Origin of the sequence: Nonomuraea endophytica, assembly GCF_014203235.1 — a bacterium.
GTDB lineage: Bacteria > Actinomycetota > Actinomycetes > Streptosporangiales > Streptosporangiaceae > Nonomuraea > Nonomuraea endophytica.
The window spans coordinates 66,085-84,117 of the sequence record NZ_JACHIN010000010.1 but is presented as its reverse complement, the minus strand read 5'-3'; the positions used below and the strand labels follow the sequence as shown (position 1 = coordinate 84,117).

Here is an 18,033-nt window from a genome sequence, read left to right as displayed (position 1 = left end):
TAGCCGGGGTGGACTCTCCCATGGGCGGAGAGCCCATGCTGGTCCTCATGATGCTCCACGACATTTCCCCGTACGGCACCGCCCACTGCGAGACCAGCGCCCTGGGCGTGCTGCTCCGCCACCAGGGCGCAGGGCTGTCCGAGCCCATGCTCTTCGGCCTGGGCTCCGGGCTCGGCTTCATCTACTGGCAGGGCTTCGTCGGCGGCCGGGTCAAGCCCATGGAGCTGACCAGGAACCTGGCCCAGAGGCTCGGCCTCGACCTGGTGGTGCGCGAGACCGGATCGGCCCGCAAAGGTTGGGAGAACGTGCGGGCGGCGCTGGAGTCCGGGCTGCCGGTGGGCCTGCAGCTCGACAGCTACCACCTGGAGTACTTCACCACCAAGGTGCGCTTCGGGGGCCACGTGGTGGCCATGTACGGCCACGACGACGAGCGCGCGTACCTGGTGGACACCGCGCAGCAGGGCGGCGCGGTGACGACCAGCCTGGAGAGCCTGGCGGCGGCGCGGGCCGAGCGGGGGCCGATGACCGCCCGCCACCTGTCCTTCACCCTCACCGGCCGGCCCGCCGACCTCGCGGCCGTGATCGGCCCGGCCATCCGCGCCAACGCGGCCGAGTTCCTGGCGGCGCCCATCGCCAACTTCGGCCACCGCGGGATCGCCAAGACGGCCTCGCTGGTGGAGGAACTGCCGCCGGAGACCGGGATGATGATGGAGCGGGCGGGCACCGGGGGAGCGTTGTTCCGCAACCTCTACCGGGACTTCCTGGCCGAGTGCCTGACGATCGCCGAGGACCCGGCGCTGCGGCGGGCGCACACGATGTACGCCGAGATCGCGCCGATGTGGACCGCGGTGGCCGAGCTGCTGACGGACGGCAAGGCGCAGGACGCGGCGGCGATCCTGCGTGAGCTGTCCGAACGGGAGCGCACCGCCATGGAGACCCTCGCCACCGTGGCGATCTGAGGGCACCGCCTTTACAAAGTAGATCAGGTGAGGACGTGGAGGGCGCCGGGCTCGATCCGGCAGGTGACCGGGGCCGGGCCGACGCGCTCGCCGTCGGCGTAGGCGACCACGTCCGGCGCCTCCAGCGTGACCGTGCGGACCCGGTGGATCGAGACGGCCGGATGCCGCACGTGCGTGCCCCGGTACACGCTGGGGAACACCCGCAGGAACTCCCCCTTCGACACCGCACGCAGCACCATCACGTCCAGCAGCCCGTCGTCGGGCCGCGCGTCCGGGCAGACCCGCATGCCGGCGCCGTAGGAGCTGGTGTTGGCCACCGACACCAGCATCGCCTCCCGCTCGATCACCTCGCCGCCGTCCAGCGTCACCCGGAACGGGATCGGCCGGAACGTGCGCAGCTCCTCCACCAGCGCCACCAGGTACTTGGCCATGCCCGGCGGCCACGTCAGCCGGTTGGCCCGCTCGTTCACCCGGGAGTCGAACCCGCAGCACACCACCCCGGCGAACCACTCCCCCACGCCGTCCCCGGCGGAGATCCAGGCGGCGTCCGCCCGCCGGGGGCGCATGCGCAGCACCACGTCGGCGGCGGCCAGCGGGTCCTTGCGCGGCAGGCCGAAGGCGGTGGCGATGTCGTTGCCCGTGCCCGCGGGGATGATGCCCAGCGGCACACCGGTCCCCGCCACCGCCTGGACCGCCAGGTGCACCAGCCCGTCGCCGCCGAAGGCGACCAGGGCGTCGGGGCGTTCGGCGGCAGCCGTACAGGCTCGGGCGAGGGCGTCGGCGGCGTCGTCGCCGACGATCACCGACACGTCGGCGCCCCCGTCACGCAGGCGGCGCACCACCGGCTCCAGCAGGCGCACGGTACGGCCGCCGCGCGCGGCCGGGTTCACAAGGAGGGCGAGTTGCACGGACACGCCCGGAACCTACCGGGGATTCGGGAAGGACACCAGATCAGCCTGCCTCCCGGCTTGAGACTGTCCGGCGCCCGACCTGCGCAAAGCGGCGAGAAGCCTCCGGGCCGCGTTCAACGACAGGCTGGAAGACATGGCAAACACCCCTGTTTTCCCCATGCCCCGCGCCGCGGGCTGCCCCTTCGACCCGCCGCCGGGACTGACCGAGCACGGCCCGGTCGCCCGCGTACGCCTCTGGGACGGCACGACGGCCTGGATGGTCACCCGGCACGCCGACGCCAGAGCCCTGCTGGCCGACCCGCGTGTCAGCGTCGACGTCGCCGCGCCCGGCTTCCCGCACACCAACGCCGTCAGCAAGGCCCGCGACGCCCGGATGAAGACGCTGATGCAGATGGACGCGCCCGAGCACGTCACCCACCGGCGGCTGCTGACCGCCGACTTCACGGTCAGGAGGATGGAGGCGCTGCGGCCCAGGATTCAGCAGATCGTGGACGGGCTCATCGACGCCCTGCTCGACGGCCCGAAGCCGGCCGACCTGTTCGAGGCGTTCGCGATGCCGGTGCCCTCGCTGGTGATCTGCGAGCTGCTGGGCGTGCCGTACGCCGAACGCGGCTTCTTCCAGCGTGTGGCCGGCGAGCTCGTCATGGACGAGGGCGACCCCGCGCGTGCCCTGGCGGCCAGCGAGGAGCTCCACGCCTACCTGGAACGCCTGGTGGACCGCAGACGGGCCGAGCCGGGCGAGGACGTGCTCAGCCGACTCGCCGTCGAAGGCGTGCTGAGCCGCGCGGAGATCGCGACGACCGGCCAGCTCCTGCTGGTGGCCGGGCACGACACGACCGCGAACATGATCGCCCTCGGCACCGCCGCGCTGCTGTCGAACCCCGCGCAGCTGGCCGCGGTCCGCGACGGCTCCGTTCCCCCGGCCGTCGCGGTCGAGGAGCTGCTGCGCTACCTGTCGATCACCCACACCGAGGCGCGCCGCGTGGCCCGCGAGGACATCGTGGTCGGCGGGCAGCCGATCCGCGCGGGCGAGGGGATCATCGTGGTGAAGAGCACCGCCAACCGGGACCCGTCGGCCTTTCCCGCGCCGGACGCCCTGGACGTGGGCAGGGAGAGCCGCCACCACATCGCGTTCGGCTTCGGCCCGCACCAGTGCCTGGGCCAGCCGCTGGCCCGCGTGGAGCTGCAGGTCGTCTTCGGCACGTTGTTCGGCCGCGTGCCGACGCTGGCGCTCGCCGTACCGCTGGAGCTGCTCGAGTTCAAGGAGCAGGCGGTCTTCTACGGCGTGCGTGAGCTGCCGGTCACCTGGTGAGGACCACGGTCACCGGGAGTCGGGGCCGGTCTCCAGGTCGGTGTCCGCGCTGACGTCGGCGGGCGTGGTGTCCAGCGGCGAGGCCTGGTCGTCGTCCAGCCCGGAGTAGTCCTCGGTCGCGGGCAGGCGCCGCTCGCGGATGTACATCACGAGCTCAGCCAGGGCGAACAGGACCAGCATCGGCACCGTCAGGGCGAGCATGGTGAAGACGTCGCCGCCCGGCGTGATGATCGCGCTGAAGACGAAAAGCAGGAAGACGATCAGCCGGCGGTGCTTGGCCAGCGTCGCCCGGGGCAGCACCCCGATGATGTTCAGGAAGACCATGAGCAGCGGCACCTCGAACGAGACGCCGAACACCAGCAGCATGATCACCCAGTAGCTGAGGTATTCGTCCATCTCGATCAGCGGCAGTGCGCTGTCGGGCATGAACCCCAGCAGGAAGCCGAGACCGGTGTCCATCACGAGGTAGGCGAAGGCGGCGCCGACGAGGAACAGCGGGACGGCGATCGCCAGGAACGTGACGGTGTACTTCTTCTCGTTGCGGTAGAGGGCCGGCGTCACGAACCGCCAGACCTGGTAGAGCCACACCGGGGAGGCGGCCACCACACCGGCCAGCGCCGCGACCTTCAGGTTGACGAAGAAGGACTCGAAGACGCCGCGCACGGCGAACGTGCACTCGGGCCGCAGCTGCTGGGAGATCTTCAGCGAGCAGTACGGCTCCGCCATGAACTTCCAGATCGGATCGAAGAAGATCAACCCGACGATGGTGGTCACGGCCAGGGCGAGGACGGAGATGACGACGCGGTTGCGCAGCTCACGGAGGTGATCCATGAGCGGCATGCGACCCTCGGAGTCCTGGGGTGCCTCCGAGCCCTCGGAGCCCTCGGAGCTCGTCCGTTTGAGCAGCGCCATGTGCGGTCCTCGTCCGTGTGGTGGGGGGGTCAGGCCTGCTTGTCGGCTTTGGCGTTGGCGCGCAGCCGGGCGGCCTCCTCCTCAAGGCGGCGAGCCTGCTCCTCCGGCGTCAGCGGGGGCACGGCCGGCGGGATCTGCTGCGGGCTGACGGGCGCCGGCGGCTGCTGCACGGTCTGCCCCTGTACCACCGTGGTCTTGGAGTCGTCGTCGTCTTCCTTGCGCAGGTCGCTGGTCTCAGCCTTGAAGATGCGCAGGGACCGGCCCACACCGCGGGCGAGGTCAGGGAGCTTCTTGCCGCCGAACAGCAGGAGAAGCACCACGATGATGACGATCCACTCAGGTCCGAAGGACATGGAAAACTTCCTTTAGTGCGAGCGAGAGGCTTTCTCAGCCACGATCGTACGCTGCTCGGGGCCCAGACTCATCCCTCCACGGCCTTGTTCATCCCGATTTGACCCCGGAGGCGTCCCTCCGCGGGCGAAATCCGGGCCTCGGCCAGCGTGAGTTCCCTGCTCAGCTCGCGTGCCGCGGACAGGACCCGCACCCCGGCGGCCACCAGGACGGCGATGCCCGCGACCCCGAGCCCGATCGCCACGAAGATCCACGTCATGACCGGTGAGCGTACAGGGCCAGGGCGCGCTCGGCCTCCTCGCGCACCCGCTCGGCCATCGCCTCGGGGGCGACCACGCGGCCGGTGTCGCCCAGCCGCAGCGCCAGCTTGAGCACCCAGTCCTCGTCACGGGCGCGCAGCGCGATGCGCAGCCTGCCCTCGCCCAGCTCGGTGACGCCTTCGACCGGGTAGTACTCGGCCACCCACCGCCCGGCCGCGCTGACCTCCAGCTCGACCAGCTCGTCGGTCGGCGAGGGCCGGAAGACGCCCTGGGTGACGTCGATCGGCTCGGCGTCGGCGGGCGGGTCGGCGGGCACGTCCAGCACGTCGACGCCCACGACCCGGTCGAGCCGGAACAGCCGCATCGCCTCGGCGCGGTAGCACCAGCCCTCCATGTAGGTGCGGCCGTCGACGACCATGACCCGGGTGGGGTCGACCTCGCGCGGGGTCACCTCGTCGCGGCCCGGCACGTAGTAGCGCAGCGACAGGCGGCGCTTCCTGTTGAGCGCGTCGCGCACCCGGGGCAGCGCGTCCGGGGCGGCGTCGACGTCCACGGCGACCTGGCTGCTGACGGCGGCGGCGCCCTCGCCCGCCGCGCGCTCCAGCTTGGCCACCACGCGCGGCAGCGCGTCGCCCGGCACCTCGGCGAACTCCGGCATCGCGCCGAGCATCCGCAGCGCCACCAGCAGGGCGCTGGCCTCGTCGATGCCCAGGCGCAGCGGCCTGGCGATGGTGTCGGCGTTGTCGATGACGATCTCGCCGCCGTCCCAGGAGACGTCGATGAGGTCGCCGGGGGTGTGGCCGGGCAGGCCGCACATCCACACCAGCTGCAGGTCGTCGATGAGCTGCTTCTCGCTGAGGCCGAACACCTCGGCCACCTCGCCGACCTGCGCACCCGGGTGCGACATCAGGTACGGCACCAGCGCCAGCAACCTCGGCAGCCGATCCGCGCTTCCGCTCACGCCCACGCCCCCTTCACCACGACCGACCCGACCACGCGGCTCACGCCCCCGCCCTCTTCACCACGGCCCAACGCCACCTCGCGGCTCACGCCAGCGCCCCCTTCAACCGCCGGATGACCGCCTCGCGCGCGTCGGGCGGGTCGAGCAGCTCCACGTCGGAGCCCATGCTGGCGATCCAGCCCGCCAGCCGCTCGGGGTCGGAGAAGCCCAGCTCCACCTCGTCCCATCCGCCGCCGCCCGCGCGGGTGACGGAGGCGAGCTGGCGCAGGCCCTCGCCCGCGCCCTGCCGTACGCGCAGGGTGGCCACGCGCTCCTCCATCGGCTCCTCGGGGAAGCCGATCATCTCGCGCACGTCGACGCCCGGCGGCACCTCGACCACGCCCGGCCTGCCCACGGCGGCGACCTGCCCGATGATGCGGCTGAGCCGGAAGGCGCGCGGCGCGTCGCGGTCGCGGTCGAAGCCCGCCAGATACCAGCGGCCGCGGCGGCTGACCACTCCCCACGGCTCCACGGTGCGGGTGCGCACGTTCTCGCTGCCGGCGCTGCGGTAGTCGAAACGGACCACGCGCCGGTCGCGCACGGCGTCCCAGAGCGCGGGGAAGGCCGGGTCGCGGGTGTCGACGCGCAGCTCCAGCGCGCCGCCGCCGGCCGGGTCGGTGGCCACGCCGCCCGCGCGCAGCTTCAGCAGCGCCCCCGAGGCCGCCTCGGCCAGGCTGGCGCGCTGCCACACCTGCGCGGCCAGGCCGAGCACCGCGGCCTCGTCGGCCTCCAGCGTGATCTCGGGCAGCTCGTAGGACTGGCGCTCGATGCGGTAGCCGGGCTCGTCCTCCCACGGGTCGCGCACGACGTCGATGGGGATGCCGATCTCGCGCAGCTCGTTCTTGTCGCGCTCGAACATGCGCTGGAACGCCTCGTCGCCGTCGCGGTCATAACCCGGCACGGCCTGGCGGATCTGCTCGGCCGACAGCGGCCGGCGCGTGGCGAGCAGGCAGATCACAAGATTGAGCAACCGCTCGGTCTTACGGCGCGACATCTGCCCTCACTCCTCCTGTGTTCGACGCTACCCTGCCCTGGTGATCAGATGGCGCATGGGCGAGGTGACGCGGATCCGGCGCGAGTGGCCTGGGGCGGTGGAGCTCGACGTCGCCGTTCCCGAGGGTGAGTGCCGGGCGCTGGCCTACCCTCCCCTGGTGGGCCGCCCGGAACCCGGCGACGAGGTGCTGCTCAACACGACGGCACTCGCGATGGGTCTCGGTACGGGAGGTTACGCCATGGTGGTGGCCGTCCCGAACAGATTGCCGGAAGATCCCACCGGTCCCGGTCACCTGGTGAAGGCTCGCTACACCCCGCTGCAGGCCACGGTGCTGGGCGCGGACGAGCAGGATTCGCCCTATCACGAGCTTCTGCGCGAGGCCGACTCGCTGGACGGCATGCCGGTCGTGGTGGCCGACCTGCACTCGGCGCTGGCCCCGATCCTGTGCGGCCTGTACGCCGCGCGCCCCGGCGTGCGCGTGGCCTACGTGATGCTGGACGGCGGCGCGCTGCCCGCCTGGTTCTCCATGTCGTGCGCGAAACTGCGCGAGATCGGCTGGCTGAGCGGGGTCGTGACCGTGGGCCAGGCCTTCGGCGGCGACGTCGAGGCGGTCACCACGCACACCGGGCTGCTGGCGGCCAGGCACGTGCTGGAGGCGGACGTGGCCATCGTGACCCAGGGCCCCGGCAACCTCGGCACGGGCACCCGGTGGGGTTTCTCCGGGGTGTCGGCGGGCGAGGCGGTCAACGCGGCGGCCGTGCTGCGCGGGCGGCCGGTGGCGGCGCTGCGGGTCAGCGAGGGCGACAAGCGCGAGCGGCACGTGGGGGTCTCCCACCACTCGCTGACCGCCTATGGACGGGTGGCGCTGGCCCCGGCGCAGGTGCCGGTGCCGGAGCTGCCGGGGGCGTTCGGGGAGCGGGTCAGGGACCAGGCCGAGGTGCTGGCCGTACGGCATGAGCTGGTGGCGGTGCCGGTCGACGGCCTGCGCGAGGCGCTGAGCGCCGCGCCGGTGAAGCTGTCGACGATGGGGCGCGGGCTTGAGGAGGATCTGGCCTATTTCCTCACCTCGGCGGCGGCGGGGCGGCATGTGGCAGGCCTTCTGGGGTAGGCGCGGGCTCCGACCTAAGGCGTAGACAGATCAGCCCTGAGTGTGATGACGCTCACGCCCTGACGCGAGAGCGTAAAGGTATGACACGCACACGCATCGGGGCGGGCGTTGTGCTGGCCGCCGCGGCAATGTTGCTGGCGGCCTGCGGGAGCGGACCGGCCCGGGGATCTGGCACCACCGCGACACCGTCGCCGCCGCCGTCGGCGACGGCTTCGCATGGAGGGCACGGACTTCACGGTTCTGCCACCCCGGCGCCGGCCGCCCCGCTGCGTGCGGGTGAACGCTTCGTGACGGCGACCATGCCGAAGCCCTACACGCCGAAGCCGCCCGCGGGCGGCACCGACGTCTACCGCTGTTTCCTGGTCGATCCGGGCCTGGGCGGCGCCGACGCGTTCCTGACCGGCACCCAGTTCGCCGCCCAGAACTCCGACGTGGTCCATCACGCGATCCTGTTCTCGGTGGCGCCGGAGGCGCTGGCGGAGGTGAAGCAGGTCGACGCCAAGGACGACGGCGAGGGCTGGACCTGCTTCGGCGACGCCGGCGTGGACAACGCGGCCTGGATCGGCCACTGGGCGCCGGGCACCAACGAGGTGCTGCTGGATCCGAAGCTCGGCTACCCGATGGCCAAGGGCGGCGCGCTGGTCATGCAGGTGCACTACAGCACGCTGGCGCTGGACGGGAAGCCGGCCGGCACCGACCAGTCGAGCGTGCGGCTGCGCCTGGCGTCAGGCAAGCGCACGCCGCTGGTGACGGCGCTGTTCCCCGCGCCGACCGAGCTGCCGTGCACCGCGAGTGAGAAGGGCCCGCTGTGCGAGCGCGAGGCGGCGATCCAGGACATCGGCAAGCGTCTCGGGCGCGCCTCGGCCACGCAGGCGGGGGCGCTGCTGGAGCAGTGCGCCAAGGGCAAGGTCAAGCCCGGCCCCACCCAGCACTGCGACCTGACCTCGCCTGCGGCCTTCACGCTGCACGCGCTGGCCGGGCACATGCACCTGCTGGGCCGTTCGATCAAGGTGGAGCTCAACCCGGGCAAGGCCGACGGGCGCACGCTGCTCGACGTGCCCGAGTACAACTTCGACAACCAGGCGCTGCAGCCGCTGCCCGAGCCGGTGGCGGTCAAGAAGGGCGACACGATCCGGGTGACGTGCACGCACGACGCCTCGCTGCGCGCCCAGCTGCCGCTGCTGCAGAAGCTGCCGCCGCGCTACGTGGTCTGGGGCGAGGGCACCCAGGACGAGATGTGCCTGGGCATCGCGGTCGCCTCGTAGAACTCCTTGAACGTGAACGCCTCGGGGCCGGGTCCCTCGGTCCTGAGGCGCTGTAGTCGTGCGAAGCCGTCCGCCGTCGTGGGCAGCTCCCCTTCGGGGATCCACCACATCACCGCGTACGGCTCCGCGATGTGCTCGAACCACTCCCGGCGCCGCCGCAGGTATTCCAAGTGGGCGGAGCGGTAGACGAAGTTCCACAACGTCTCGCGTGACTCCCACACCGACAGCGTGGTGGCCAGGTAGTCGTCGTGGTCGTAGCTCAGCAGTTCCCTGGGGTCGTCTTCGTTGGCCTGCATCCGCCAGACGAAGCCGGGCGCGGCGTCGGCGAGGGCGTTGATGGGCTCGAGTCCGTCGATGAAGTCGGCGATGCGGGGGTCGTCGGCGGGGGCGAGCAGGCGGGCGACGTTCATCTGTGCCAGGTGCATGGGCTTCACCTCACCATGCCCCACCTTCTATGTCAATCTTCATTTGTTTTAGAAGGTTCGGCGATGGTGACGCAGCACTCCCCCGGCCGGGGATCGAGCGCGGCCAGGCCGGGATCGCCGCCCATGCCTTCCAGCAGCCCCTGGCACAGGGCCAGGTTCATCGCGCACACCAGCACCGGCTGCTCCTGCGACAACGTGTGGAACGGGCAGTTGCGCATGCGCAGGACGCCGCCCTCGGCGTAAGGCTCGTAGCCCCGCTCGCGCAGCACGCCGGTGACCGGCGCGTCCCGGCGGTCCCGGCCCAGGCGCTCGCCCGCCCGGCGCGCGACCGTCTCGGCCCGGTCCTCGGCGCCCAGCGTGTCGACCACCTCGGCCAGCAGGCCGGCCAGCACGCCGTAGTCGCGCGGCGGCAGGCTCACCGAACGCTCGGTCTTGGCCCGCCGGTAGACCTTGGCCGGGCGGCCGCTGCCGGGACCCTTCCTCTCCGGGGCGCGGAAACCCGCCTCCAGCAGGCCGGCCTCGACCAGCTTGTCGAGGTGGTGGGCCGCCAGCGTGCGGGAGACTCCCGCGGCCTCGGCCGCCTCTCCCCTGCCGACCTCGCCGCCGCCGGCCACGACGTGGTCGTACAGGGCCCGCCGTACCGGGTCCTGCAGGTTGGCCAGCGCGTCGAGGTCGTCGTTCACGCCCGCGAGTCTAGGTCCCCGCGCTCAGCGGTAGGCGGCCAGCACGTCCACGACGAAGACCAGGGTGTCGGCGCCGCGGATGCCGAAGGCGGGCAGGCCCGCACTGCCGTACGCCATCCGCGGCGGGGCGACGACCAGCACGCGGCTGCCGACCGGCACGCCGGTCAGCGCGCGCTCCCACGCCTTGATGACGCCGCCGTCGCCGACCGTGAAAGCGCGCGGCCGCCCGCTCTTCCAGGTGGAGTCGAACACACTCCGCCGCGCCCACACCGCGCCCTCGTACTGCGTGACCACGAGCTGCCCCCGCTCCACCCTCGGCCCGTCACCCCTGACCAGGACCTTGGCGGAGTAGCGTGCGGGCGGCGGGGCGACCGGCAGCGACAGCTCCGGCCGCGCGCCGCCGCCCACCCTGATCCCCGCGTACGCGCTCGCGCGCCCCTTGACCGACTCGCCCTTGGCGTGCGCGCCCAGGATGTCGATCACGTAGAAGAGTCCGTCGGAAGGGCCGACGCCCTGCGGCGGGTTGGCGCCGAAGCCCTCCGACGGCGGGATGGCGGCGATCACCCGGCTGCCGACCGTCCGCCCGCGCAGCGCCTTGTCCAGCCCGGGAACGAGCTGCCCGACGGGGAAGGCGGCCGGAGCGCCGCGGGTGAAGCTGGAGTCGACCCGGCGGTTCTCCCGGCCGTCCCACACGTGCGCGGTGTAGTGGACGATCGCCACGTCCCCCGCGCCCAGCCGGGCGCCCTTTCCCGCGGTCAGCTGGTCGATCTGCAGAGCGCCCGAGGGCTTGCCCTCGGGGAAGACGACCGACGGCCTGGCGCCGAACGCGCCGCCGACCTTCAGCCCGGGGTCCTGGGCGGCGGGGGCGGTGCACGCGGTCAGCGCGAGGGCCGGGATCAGGAGCAGGATCGGCCGCATCGACGTCCTTCCGCAAAAACGTCCTTCCGCAAAACGTCCTTCCGCACAACGCCAGTGGCCCGGGGCGATGCCCCGGGCCACGAGATGCTACCGCGCTGTCAGACCAGGTGTCAGTAAGCCGCGAGGACGTCCACGACGAACACCAGCGTGCTGTTGGCGGGGATGCCGTTCTGCTCCTGGGCGCCGTAGCCCATGGCGGGCGGGATGCTCATCACGACGCGGCTGCCGACCGGCACGCCGACCAGGCCCTTCTGCCAGCCCTGGATGACGCCGCTCAGCGGGAAGTTGGCCGGCTGGCCCCGCTCCCAGCTGGAGTCGAACTGCTTGTCGGTGCCCCAGATCTTGCCGGTGTAGTGCACGTCGAGGGTCTGGTTGGCCGCGACGGGCTTGCCGGTGCCCTTGATCACGGTCTTGACGACCAGGTCCTTGGGCGCCTTGTCACCGGTCTTGGTGGTCAGCGTGGGCGCCTTCTCGCCGCCCGGGTTGACGACCTTGACGCCCTTGATGGACTCCTTGGTCTCCTCCCCGCTGGCGGACTTGAGCGCGACGGGCGCGCCGCCGACCACGTCCAGCACGAACACCTTGGTCGGCTGGGCGGCCTGCGTTTGCTGCTGCTGCGGGGCGGCGTCGGCGGCCATGACGGCCAGCAGCCTGCCGCCGTGCTTGACCTTGGCGAAGCCGTCCTGCAGGACCTTGGGCAGCTGCTGGTCGACCGCGATGGTCTCCGGCTGCTTGGAGTCGTAGGAGGAGCCCTGGAAGGCGTTGCCCTTGCCGTCCCAGTCGTAGACGGTCAGGTTGACGATCAGCTTGTCACCACTCTTGATCGCGGGGCCGGTGCCCGCGTTGATCACCTCGTAGGAGGACTTGGCGGCGGGCGTACCCGAGGGGAAGGTCACCGTCGGCTTGGCGTTGAGGTTGCCCGCGACCTTCACCCCCGACGACGCGGTGGCCGATGTGGAGCCGGTCGGCTCGGCGGTTCCGCACGCGGCGGCGGTGAAGATCAAAGGCACGGCGGCCAGTACGGCCAGGCGGCGGCGCATGGACTTCCCTCGGGACAGACGTCTAGGTTTCGCGCCACACTATCCGAGACTGATGTAGGCCCGGGGTAAACGACCCACTACATTCCGGCGATGAGCTTGTCCACCCTCTCGTCCACACTGCGGAACGGGTCTTTGCACAGCACGGTCCGCTGCGCCTGGTCGTTGAGCTTGAGGTGCACCCAGTCGACGGTGAAGTCGCGGCGCTTCTCCTGCGCCTTGCGGATGAACTCGCCCCGCAGCCGCGCCCTGGTCGTCTGCGGCGGCACCGACTTGGCCTCGAAGATCTTCAGGTCGGAGGCCACCCGCTCCACCGCGCCGCGCTTCTGCAGCAGGTAGAACAGGCCGCGCTTGCGGTGCACGTCGTGGTAGGCCAGGTCCAGCTGCGCCACGCGCGGCGAGGACAGCGGCAGGTCGTACTTCTTGCGGTAGCGCTCGATCAGCTGGTATTTGGTCACCCAGTCGATCTCGCGCGAGACCAGGTCGAGGTTGCCCGTCTCGACCGCGCGCAGCGTGCGCTCCCACAGCTCCAGCACCCGGTGGGCGATCGGGTCGCCGCCGCGGCGCTCGACGAAGTCCCTGGCCTTGGAGAGGTATTCCTGCTGGATCTCCAGGCTGGAGGCCTCGCGGCCGTTGGCCAGGCGCACCCGTCGGCGGCCGGTCATGTCGTGGGAGACCTCGCGGATGGCCCTGATCGGGTTCTCCAGCGACAGGTCGCGCATCACCGTGCCCGCCTCGATCATGCGCAGCACCAGGTCGGTGGCGCCGACCTTGAGCAGCATCGTGGACTCGCTCATGTTGGAGTCGCCCACGATGACGTGCAGGCGGCGGAAGCGCTCGGCGTCGGCGTGGGGCTCGTCACGGGTGTTGATGATCGGCCGGGACCTCGTGGTGGCGCTGGAGACGCCCTCCCAGATGTGCTCGGCGCGCTGCGAGACGCAGTAGACGGCCCCGCGCGGCGTCTGCAGCACCTTGCCGGCGCCGCAGATGATCTGCCGGGTGACCAGGAACGGGATGAGCACGTCGGCCAGGCGGCCGAACTCCCCGTGCCGGCCGACCAGGTAGTTCTCGTGGCAGCCGTAGGAGTTGCCGGCGGAGTCGGTGTTGTTCTTGAAGAGGTAGATGTCGCCGGCGATGCCCTCCTCGCGCAGGCGTTTCTCGGCGTCGACGAGAAGGCCTTCGAGGATGCGTTCGCCCGCCTTGTCGTGCGTCACGAGCTCGACGACGTTGTCGCACTCGGGGGTGGCGTATTCGGGGTGGCTGCCCACGTCGAGGTAAAGGCGTGCGCCGTTGCGGAGGAAGACGTTGCTCGATCGGCCCCAGGACACGACTCGGCGGAAGAGGTAGCGCGCGACCTCGTCCGGTGACAGCCTGCGCTGTCCCCTGAACGTGCAGGTCACGCCGTACTCGTTCTCGAGTCCGAAGATGCGACGATCCATCACCTCACACTATGCCCACGGATCGGCGAGCGGGAGGGATCTTGCCTGGCGTTTTTGCGCCGCCCGCGCCGCATGTCCCGACATATCACTCTTTGTTCGATACGGCGCGCGGTACGCCGTGTGCTGACCCACCCAGCATGCGGCTCTTGCCGGCCAGGATGTGCTCCTCCATCAGGCGGCCGACCGTGACCGCGTCACCGGCGGCGATGCGCTCGACGATCTCCCCGTGCTGGGCGTTGGAGATCTCCCGGGCGGCGTCGGTCTCCAGGCCGTGGCGGCGGAACAGGTGCAGTTCCTTGGAAATATCGTCATAAAGCTCGACCAGGCGGGGATTGCCGGACAACGCCACCAGGCGCCGGTGCAGATCCACGTTGAGCGGATAGTAGTGATCCATGTCGGCGCAGTCCCGGAGCCGCTCGACCACGTCCAGCAGCCCGGCCACGTCGTCCTCGCCGGCCCGCTCGGCGGCCAGCCGCCCGGCCAGCCCGAACAGGCTCGCCCTGATGTCGTAGAGCTGGGCCGCCTGCTCGACCGAGATCTCCCTGACGAACATGCCGCGATTGGCGCGGAACTCGGCCAGCCTGCTGCGTTCGAGCTGGCGGCAGGCCTCGCGGACCGGCCCGCGGCTGACGCCCAGCCGCATGGCCAGCGCCGACTCGTTGATCCGGTCACCGCCCTTCAGCGCGCCGTTGATGATCATGTTTTCGAGTTCTTCGACGATCAGCTGGGGAAGTGAGGTGGCCTGCCGCTCGGCCACCCGGCGCCGGAGCGCGTCGGTGTAGTCGCCCACTCGATCTTCCCTATCCCAGCACTCCGCAAATTGCAAATCGTTGACAGTTGACGATTTTCGGGGAGAAGCTCCTTCCACCACCCCCCGAACGAAGGAACAGCATGAAGATCAAGGACATCCGGGCCAGCGTGCACACCACCTCGATCGAGGTGCCGCTGCTGGAGGGCCGGGTCGCCGGGTACGGCAGAGCCGAGCAGAAGGAGTTCGTCTTCTGCGAGGTCGAGACCGACGAGGGCCTGACCGGCGTGGCCGTCACCGGCCACTTCCTGGCCCGCTCCGTCGTCGCCGCCCTGGAGCACCACTTCCTGCCCGTCGTCGCCGACCTCGACCCGCGCGAGGTCGAGGCCGTCCACCAGCGCGTCTGGCAGAAGCTCAACCCCCGCACGATGACCGGCGTGGTCTCCAGCGCCCTGTCCCTGCTGGACATCGCCCTGTGGGACATCGCCGGCAAGCACGAGGGCCGCCCGGTGGCCTCCCTGCTCGGCGGCGCCCGTACACAATTGCCGGTCTATGTGACGTTCGGCTTCCCGCAGTACGACAGGGACCAGCTCGCCGAGGCCGCCCGTCTGCAGGTGGCGGCCGGGTTCACCGCGCTGAAGATGGTCGTCGGCGTGGACGGGGGCGGCTGGCGCGAGGACGCCCGCCGGATCCGGGCCGTGCGTGAGGCGGTCGGCGGCGACGTGGACCTCATGATCGACGCCAACTACCTGTTCACCCCCACCGAGGCCAAGTACCTGGCCCGCGCCGTCGAGGACTGCGACCTGACCTGGTTCGAGGAACCGCTGCACCAGAACGACGCCCGCGCCCTGGCCGACCTGCGCGAGCACACCTCGATCCCGCTGGCCGCCGGGCAGATGGAAGGCCACCGCTGGCGGCTGCGCGAACTGGTCGAGCGCCGCGCCGTGGACATCCTGCAGCCCAACCCCTGCTACTGCGGCGGCTTCACCGAGGCGCGCAAGGCCGCCCACCTGGCCCAGATCTACAACCTGCCGGTCGCGCACGGCGGAGGCTGGCCGCTGTTCAGCATGCACACCCTCGCGGGCATGATGAACGGCTGGATCCTCGAATGGCACCTCGGCATGGGCCAGGTCGGCCTGCAGCTGTTCCCCGGCTCCCCCGTTCCCGAGGCCGGGAAGATCTCGCTCTCCGGCCGGCCCGGGCTCGGCCTCGACGTCGACCGCGGGGCGCTCCGCGACACCCTGGTGCGGTGAGCCATGCGGGCGTTAGCGCGTAACACCAGCATGCAGGTGCTCGTCGCGGCCATCGCCGCCGCGATCTTCGGGTTGGTGTGGCCGGAGACCGGCGCCCAGCTCAAGCCCCTGGCCGACGTCTTCATCGCGCTCATCAAGCTGGTGATCGCGCCGGTGGTGTTCCTGGTCGTGGTCAGCGGCATCGTCTCGGCCGGCAACCTGAAGTCGGTCGGCAGGATCGCTCTGAAGGCGATCATCTACTTCGAGATCGTCACCACGCTCGGCATGCTCATCGGCCTGGCCGCGGTCAACCTCCTGCGGCCCGGCGCGGGAGTGGCCCCGCCCGCCGGCGCCTCGGAGGAGCTGACGGACTACGTCAAGGGCGGCACCGAGCGCACCTTCGCCGACTGGCTCACCCACATGATCCCCGACAACGCCGTCGGCTCCTTCGCCACCGGCGAGGTCCTGCAGGTGCTGATCTTCGCCGTGCTGTTCGCCCTGGCCCTGCTCGCGCTGCCGCCCGAGGTGGGCGAGCCCATCGCCCGCGGCTGCACGCGCCTGGCCGAGGTGTTCTTCAGCATGATCCGCTTCATCATGTACCTGGCGCCGATCGGCACCTTCGGCGCCGTCGCGTACACCGTCGGGAAGTACGGCCCGGAGACGCTCACCGCGCTCATGAAGCTCGTCGGCGTCTCCGTCCTCGCGCTGGCCGTCTTCATGCTGGTCGTCCTGGTCCCGATCTGCCGCATGGCCGGCTTCTCCTACCTGCGCCTGGTCCTCGCCCTGCGCCGCGAGCTGTACATCGTGCTGGGAACCTCCTCGTCCGAGTCGGTCATGCCGCAGCTCATGGCGCGCCTGGAGGAGTTCGGCTGCAAGCGCTCGGTGGTCGGCCTGGTCGTCCCGACCGGCTACTCCTTCAACCTCGACGGCGTCGCCGTCGTCATCCCCATCTGCGTCGTCTTCATCGGTCAGGTGTACGGCGTGCCGCTCAGCCTCGGCGACCAGCTCCTGCTGTTCCTGGTCTTCCTGGTGCTGTCCAAGGGCACCGCCGGGGTCACCGGATCGGCGTTCGTGACGCTGGCCAACACCGTGGCGGCGGTGCGGCTGGTGCCCATCGCCGGCCTCGCGCTGGTGTTGTCGGTCGACCGCTTCCTCTCCCTGATCAGGGCCGTCACGAACGTGCTCGGCAACGCGGTGGCCGCCGTGGTCGTGGCCCGGTGGGAGGACGGCGGCCTGGACCGCGAACTGTTCGAGAAGACCATCGGCGGCCCACGCAAGGAGAAGGCCCATGCCGCGGATCATCGCCATCCATGAGGGAACGATCCCGATCAGCTCGTCCATCGCCAACGCCTACATCGACTTCGGCCGCATGGACTGCTCCATCGTGGCGATCGTCAGCGACGTCATCAGGAACGGCCGCCCGCTGACCGGCTACGGCTTCAGCTCCAACGGCCGCTACAGCGCGGGCGAGATCATCCGCCGCCGTATCGCGCCCCGCCTGCTCGAAGCCGACCCGGACAGCCTGCTGACCGACGACGGCGTCACCTTCGACCCGGTCAAGGCGCTGCCCGTCATGACCGGCGACGAGAAGCCCGGCGGCCACGGCGAACGCTCCGTCGCGGTCGGCGTGCTCGACATGGCCCTGCACGACCTGGCCGCCAAGATCGAGGACAAGCCGCTCTACCGCTGGCTGTGCGACCGCCACGCCCTGGGCGAGCCGGACGGGTCCGTCTTCGTCTACGCCGCCGGCGGCTACTACGCCCCCGGCAGGACGCTCAAGGACCTCCAGGCGGAGATGCGGCGCTTCCTCGGCCTCGGCTACACCACCGTCAAGATGAAGATCGGCGGGGCGTCCCTGCGCGAGGACCTGCGCCGCGTCGAAGCCGTCCTCGACGTCGTGGACGGCGCCCACCTCGCCGTGGACGCCAACGGCCGCTTCGACCTGGCCACCGCCCTGGCCTACGGCGCCGCGCTGGAGCCCTACGGCCTCGCCTGGTACGAGGAACCCGGCGACCCCCTCGACCATGCCCTGCACGCCACGCTGTCCGAGCAGTACCCGGGACCGCTGGCCACCGGCGAGAACCTCTTCTCCCTCCCCGACGCCCGCAACCTCCTCCGGTACGCCGGCATGCGCCCCGACCGCGACCTCATCCAGATCGACCCGGTCCTGAGTTACGGCCTGGCCGAATACCTGCGCATCCAGGCCATGCTGCAGCGGCACGGCTGGTCGGCCCGCCGCTGCATCCCGCACGGCGGCCACCAGTTCGCCCTGCACATCGCCGCCGCCCTGAAGCTCGGCGGCAACGAGTCCTACCCGGGCGAGTTCGAGCCGACGGGCGGCTTCGCCGACAACGCCACCATCGAAAACGGCCACCTCCGCCTCCCAGACCACCCGGGCATAGGCCTAGAGAACAAGGCAAAACTCCACCAAATCCTCCAATCCCTACACACCTAACCCACACCCCTCCACCCCTCCACC

Annotated in this window: 19 protein-coding genes; 7 read left to right on the top strand and 12 right to left on the bottom strand. The window is 71.0% G+C overall.

Annotation, left to right across the window (positions count from 1 at the left end; translation table 11 throughout):
* Nucleotides 1-35: 35 nt before the first annotated feature.
* Nucleotides 36-959 carry a BtrH N-terminal domain-containing protein gene (locus HNR40_RS32915; protein WP_221341155.1) on the top strand — a complete coding sequence of 308 codons (924 nt, stop codon included), beginning with the start codon at nucleotides 36-38 and terminating at the stop codon, nucleotides 957-959.
* A gap of 23 nt (nucleotides 960-982) precedes the next feature.
* Here the strand turns inward: HNR40_RS32915 and HNR40_RS32910 are convergent, their stop codons facing one another.
* Nucleotides 983-1,873: a diacylglycerol kinase gene (locus tag HNR40_RS32910; protein ID WP_184968311.1), complete on the bottom strand. Its 891-nt coding sequence runs from the start codon at nucleotides 1,871-1,873 to the stop codon at nucleotides 983-985.
* Between the two features lie 130 nt (nucleotides 1,874-2,003).
* Here HNR40_RS32910 and HNR40_RS32905 point away from each other — a divergent pair, with 130 nt between their 5' ends.
* Nucleotides 2,004-3,182, top strand: a complete 1,179-nt coding sequence (locus HNR40_RS32905) for a cytochrome P450 (RefSeq protein WP_184968309.1) — start codon at nucleotides 2,004-2,006, stop codon at nucleotides 3,180-3,182.
* Nucleotides 3,183-3,191: 9 nt separating this feature from the next.
* Here HNR40_RS32905 and tatC read toward each other — a convergent pair whose 3' ends face one another.
* The 5 genes from tatC to HNR40_RS32880 form a co-directional block, all read right to left on the bottom strand.
* On the bottom strand, nucleotides 3,192-4,013 hold the full coding sequence (gene tatC, locus HNR40_RS32900; RefSeq protein ID WP_246509726.1) for a twin-arginine translocase subunit TatC: 822 nt from the start codon (nucleotides 4,011-4,013) through the stop codon (nucleotides 3,192-3,194).
* A 110-nt stretch (nucleotides 4,014-4,123) separates the two neighbouring features.
* The gene (gene tatA / locus HNR40_RS32895) at nucleotides 4,124-4,447 is read right to left on the bottom strand and encodes a Sec-independent protein translocase subunit TatA (protein WP_184968305.1); all 324 of its coding nucleotides are present in this window, start codon (nucleotides 4,445-4,447) and stop codon (nucleotides 4,124-4,126) included.
* Between the two features lie 68 nt (nucleotides 4,448-4,515).
* Nucleotides 4,516-4,704 carry a hypothetical protein gene (locus tag HNR40_RS32890; protein WP_184968303.1) on the bottom strand — a complete coding sequence of 63 codons (189 nt, stop codon included), beginning with the start codon at nucleotides 4,702-4,704 and terminating at the stop codon, nucleotides 4,516-4,518.
* Nucleotides 4,701-5,666: a helix-turn-helix transcriptional regulator gene (locus tag HNR40_RS32885; protein WP_312896611.1), complete on the bottom strand. Its 966-nt coding sequence runs from the start codon at nucleotides 5,664-5,666 to the stop codon at nucleotides 4,701-4,703. The genes HNR40_RS32890 and HNR40_RS32885 overlap by 4 nt, the downstream gene beginning before the upstream one ends.
* Nucleotides 5,667-5,751: 85 nt before the next feature.
* Nucleotides 5,752-6,699, bottom strand: a complete 948-nt coding sequence (locus HNR40_RS32880) for a helix-turn-helix transcriptional regulator (RefSeq protein ID WP_184968301.1) — start codon at nucleotides 6,697-6,699, stop codon at nucleotides 5,752-5,754.
* Between the two features lie 40 nt (nucleotides 6,700-6,739).
* On the opposite strand from HNR40_RS32880, the gene HNR40_RS32875 reads away from it, so the two are divergent.
* Nucleotides 6,740-7,807, top strand: coding sequence for a DUF3866 family protein (locus HNR40_RS32875; RefSeq protein ID WP_312896610.1), 1,068 nt, complete (start codon nucleotides 6,740-6,742; stop codon nucleotides 7,805-7,807).
* Nucleotides 7,808-8,094: 287 nt separating this feature from the next.
* Nucleotides 8,095-9,072, top strand: coding sequence for a monooxygenase (locus HNR40_RS57450; RefSeq protein WP_312896609.1), 978 nt, complete (start codon nucleotides 8,095-8,097; stop codon nucleotides 9,070-9,072).
* On the opposite strand, the gene HNR40_RS32865 is transcribed toward HNR40_RS57450, so the two are convergent.
* The 6 genes from HNR40_RS32865 to HNR40_RS32840 all read right to left on the bottom strand — a co-directional run bounded on the left by HNR40_RS32865 (nucleotide 9,009) and on the right by HNR40_RS32840 (nucleotide 14,364).
* Nucleotides 9,009-9,497, bottom strand: coding sequence for a DUF3291 domain-containing protein (locus HNR40_RS32865; protein ID WP_184968296.1), 489 nt, complete (start codon nucleotides 9,495-9,497; stop codon nucleotides 9,009-9,011). The two genes, HNR40_RS57450 and HNR40_RS32865, sit on opposite strands and share 64 nt — an antisense overlap.
* A gap of 32 nt (nucleotides 9,498-9,529) precedes the next feature.
* Complete coding sequence (locus HNR40_RS32860; RefSeq protein WP_184968294.1) at nucleotides 9,530-10,180, bottom strand: helix-turn-helix transcriptional regulator; 651 nt, start codon at nucleotides 10,178-10,180, stop codon at nucleotides 9,530-9,532.
* A 24-nt stretch (nucleotides 10,181-10,204) separates the two neighbouring features.
* Nucleotides 10,205-11,098 (bottom strand): FKBP-type peptidyl-prolyl cis-trans isomerase, encoded by an 894-nt coding sequence (locus HNR40_RS32855; RefSeq protein WP_184968292.1) that lies wholly within the window; start codon nucleotides 11,096-11,098, stop codon nucleotides 10,205-10,207.
* Nucleotides 11,099-11,208: 110 nt separating this feature from the next.
* Nucleotides 11,209-12,138: an FKBP-type peptidyl-prolyl cis-trans isomerase gene (locus tag HNR40_RS32850; RefSeq protein WP_184968290.1), complete on the bottom strand. Its 930-nt coding sequence runs from the start codon at nucleotides 12,136-12,138 to the stop codon at nucleotides 11,209-11,211.
* A gap of 77 nt (nucleotides 12,139-12,215) precedes the next feature.
* Nucleotides 12,216-13,574, bottom strand: a complete 1,359-nt coding sequence (gene pafA, locus HNR40_RS32845) for a Pup--protein ligase (protein ID WP_184968288.1) — start codon at nucleotides 13,572-13,574, stop codon at nucleotides 12,216-12,218.
* A gap of 85 nt (nucleotides 13,575-13,659) precedes the next feature.
* Nucleotides 13,660-14,364 (bottom strand): FCD domain-containing protein, encoded by a 705-nt coding sequence (locus tag HNR40_RS32840; protein WP_221341154.1) that lies wholly within the window; start codon nucleotides 14,362-14,364, stop codon nucleotides 13,660-13,662.
* A 101-nt stretch (nucleotides 14,365-14,465) separates the two neighbouring features.
* Here HNR40_RS32840 and HNR40_RS32835 point away from each other — a divergent pair, with 101 nt between their 5' ends.
* From HNR40_RS32835 to HNR40_RS32825, 3 genes are read left to right on the top strand one after another with little or no spacing between them, the layout of a single operon-like run.
* Complete coding sequence (locus HNR40_RS32835) at nucleotides 14,466-15,575, top strand: mandelate racemase/muconate lactonizing enzyme family protein (RefSeq protein WP_184968285.1); 1,110 nt, start codon at nucleotides 14,466-14,468, stop codon at nucleotides 15,573-15,575.
* Nucleotides 15,576-15,578: 3 nt separating this feature from the next.
* The gene (locus HNR40_RS32830; RefSeq protein ID WP_184968283.1) at nucleotides 15,579-16,868 is read left to right on the top strand and encodes a cation:dicarboxylate symporter family transporter; all 1,290 of its coding nucleotides are present in this window, start codon (nucleotides 15,579-15,581) and stop codon (nucleotides 16,866-16,868) included.
* Complete coding sequence (locus HNR40_RS32825) at nucleotides 16,843-18,009, top strand: mandelate racemase/muconate lactonizing enzyme family protein (RefSeq protein WP_184968281.1); 1,167 nt, start codon at nucleotides 16,843-16,845, stop codon at nucleotides 18,007-18,009. Before HNR40_RS32830 ends, HNR40_RS32825 begins: the two co-directional genes overlap by 26 nt.
* The last annotated feature ends 24 nt before the right edge of the window (nucleotides 18,010-18,033 follow it).

Coding starts and splice junctions, on each gene's coding strand:
- tatA (WP_184968305.1), bottom strand. CDS start 4,447: ATGTCCTTCGGACCTGAGTGGATCGTCATCATCGTGGTGCTTCTCCTG.
- HNR40_RS32905 (WP_184968309.1), top strand. CDS start 2,004: ATGGCAAACACCCCTGTTTTCCCCATGCCCCGCGCCGCGGGCTGCCCC.
- HNR40_RS32835 (WP_184968285.1), top strand. CDS start 14,466: ATGAAGATCAAGGACATCCGGGCCAGCGTGCACACCACCTCGATCGAG.
- HNR40_RS32915 (WP_221341155.1), top strand. CDS start 36: ATGCTGGTCCTCATGATGCTCCACGACATTTCCCCGTACGGCACCGCC.
- HNR40_RS32825 (WP_184968281.1), top strand. CDS start 16,843: ATGCCGCGGATCATCGCCATCCATGAGGGAACGATCCCGATCAGCTCG.
- HNR40_RS32865 (WP_184968296.1), bottom strand. CDS start 9,497: ATGCACCTGGCACAGATGAACGTCGCCCGCCTGCTCGCCCCCGCCGAC.
- HNR40_RS32855 (WP_184968292.1), bottom strand. CDS start 11,098: ATGCGGCCGATCCTGCTCCTGATCCCGGCCCTCGCGCTGACCGCGTGC.
- HNR40_RS32830 (WP_184968283.1), top strand. CDS start 15,579: ATGCGGGCGTTAGCGCGTAACACCAGCATGCAGGTGCTCGTCGCGGCC.
- pafA (WP_184968288.1), bottom strand. CDS start 13,574: ATGGATCGTCGCATCTTCGGACTCGAGAACGAGTACGGCGTGACCTGC.
- HNR40_RS32890 (WP_184968303.1), bottom strand. CDS start 4,704: ATGACGTGGATCTTCGTGGCGATCGGGCTCGGGGTCGCGGGCATCGCC.
- HNR40_RS32850 (WP_184968290.1), bottom strand. CDS start 12,138: ATGCGCCGCCGCCTGGCCGTACTGGCCGCCGTGCCTTTGATCTTCACC.
- tatC (WP_246509726.1), bottom strand. CDS start 4,013: ATGGATCACCTCCGTGAGCTGCGCAACCGCGTCGTCATCTCCGTCCTC.
- HNR40_RS32880 (WP_184968301.1), bottom strand. CDS start 6,699: ATGTCGCGCCGTAAGACCGAGCGGTTGCTCAATCTTGTGATCTGCCTG.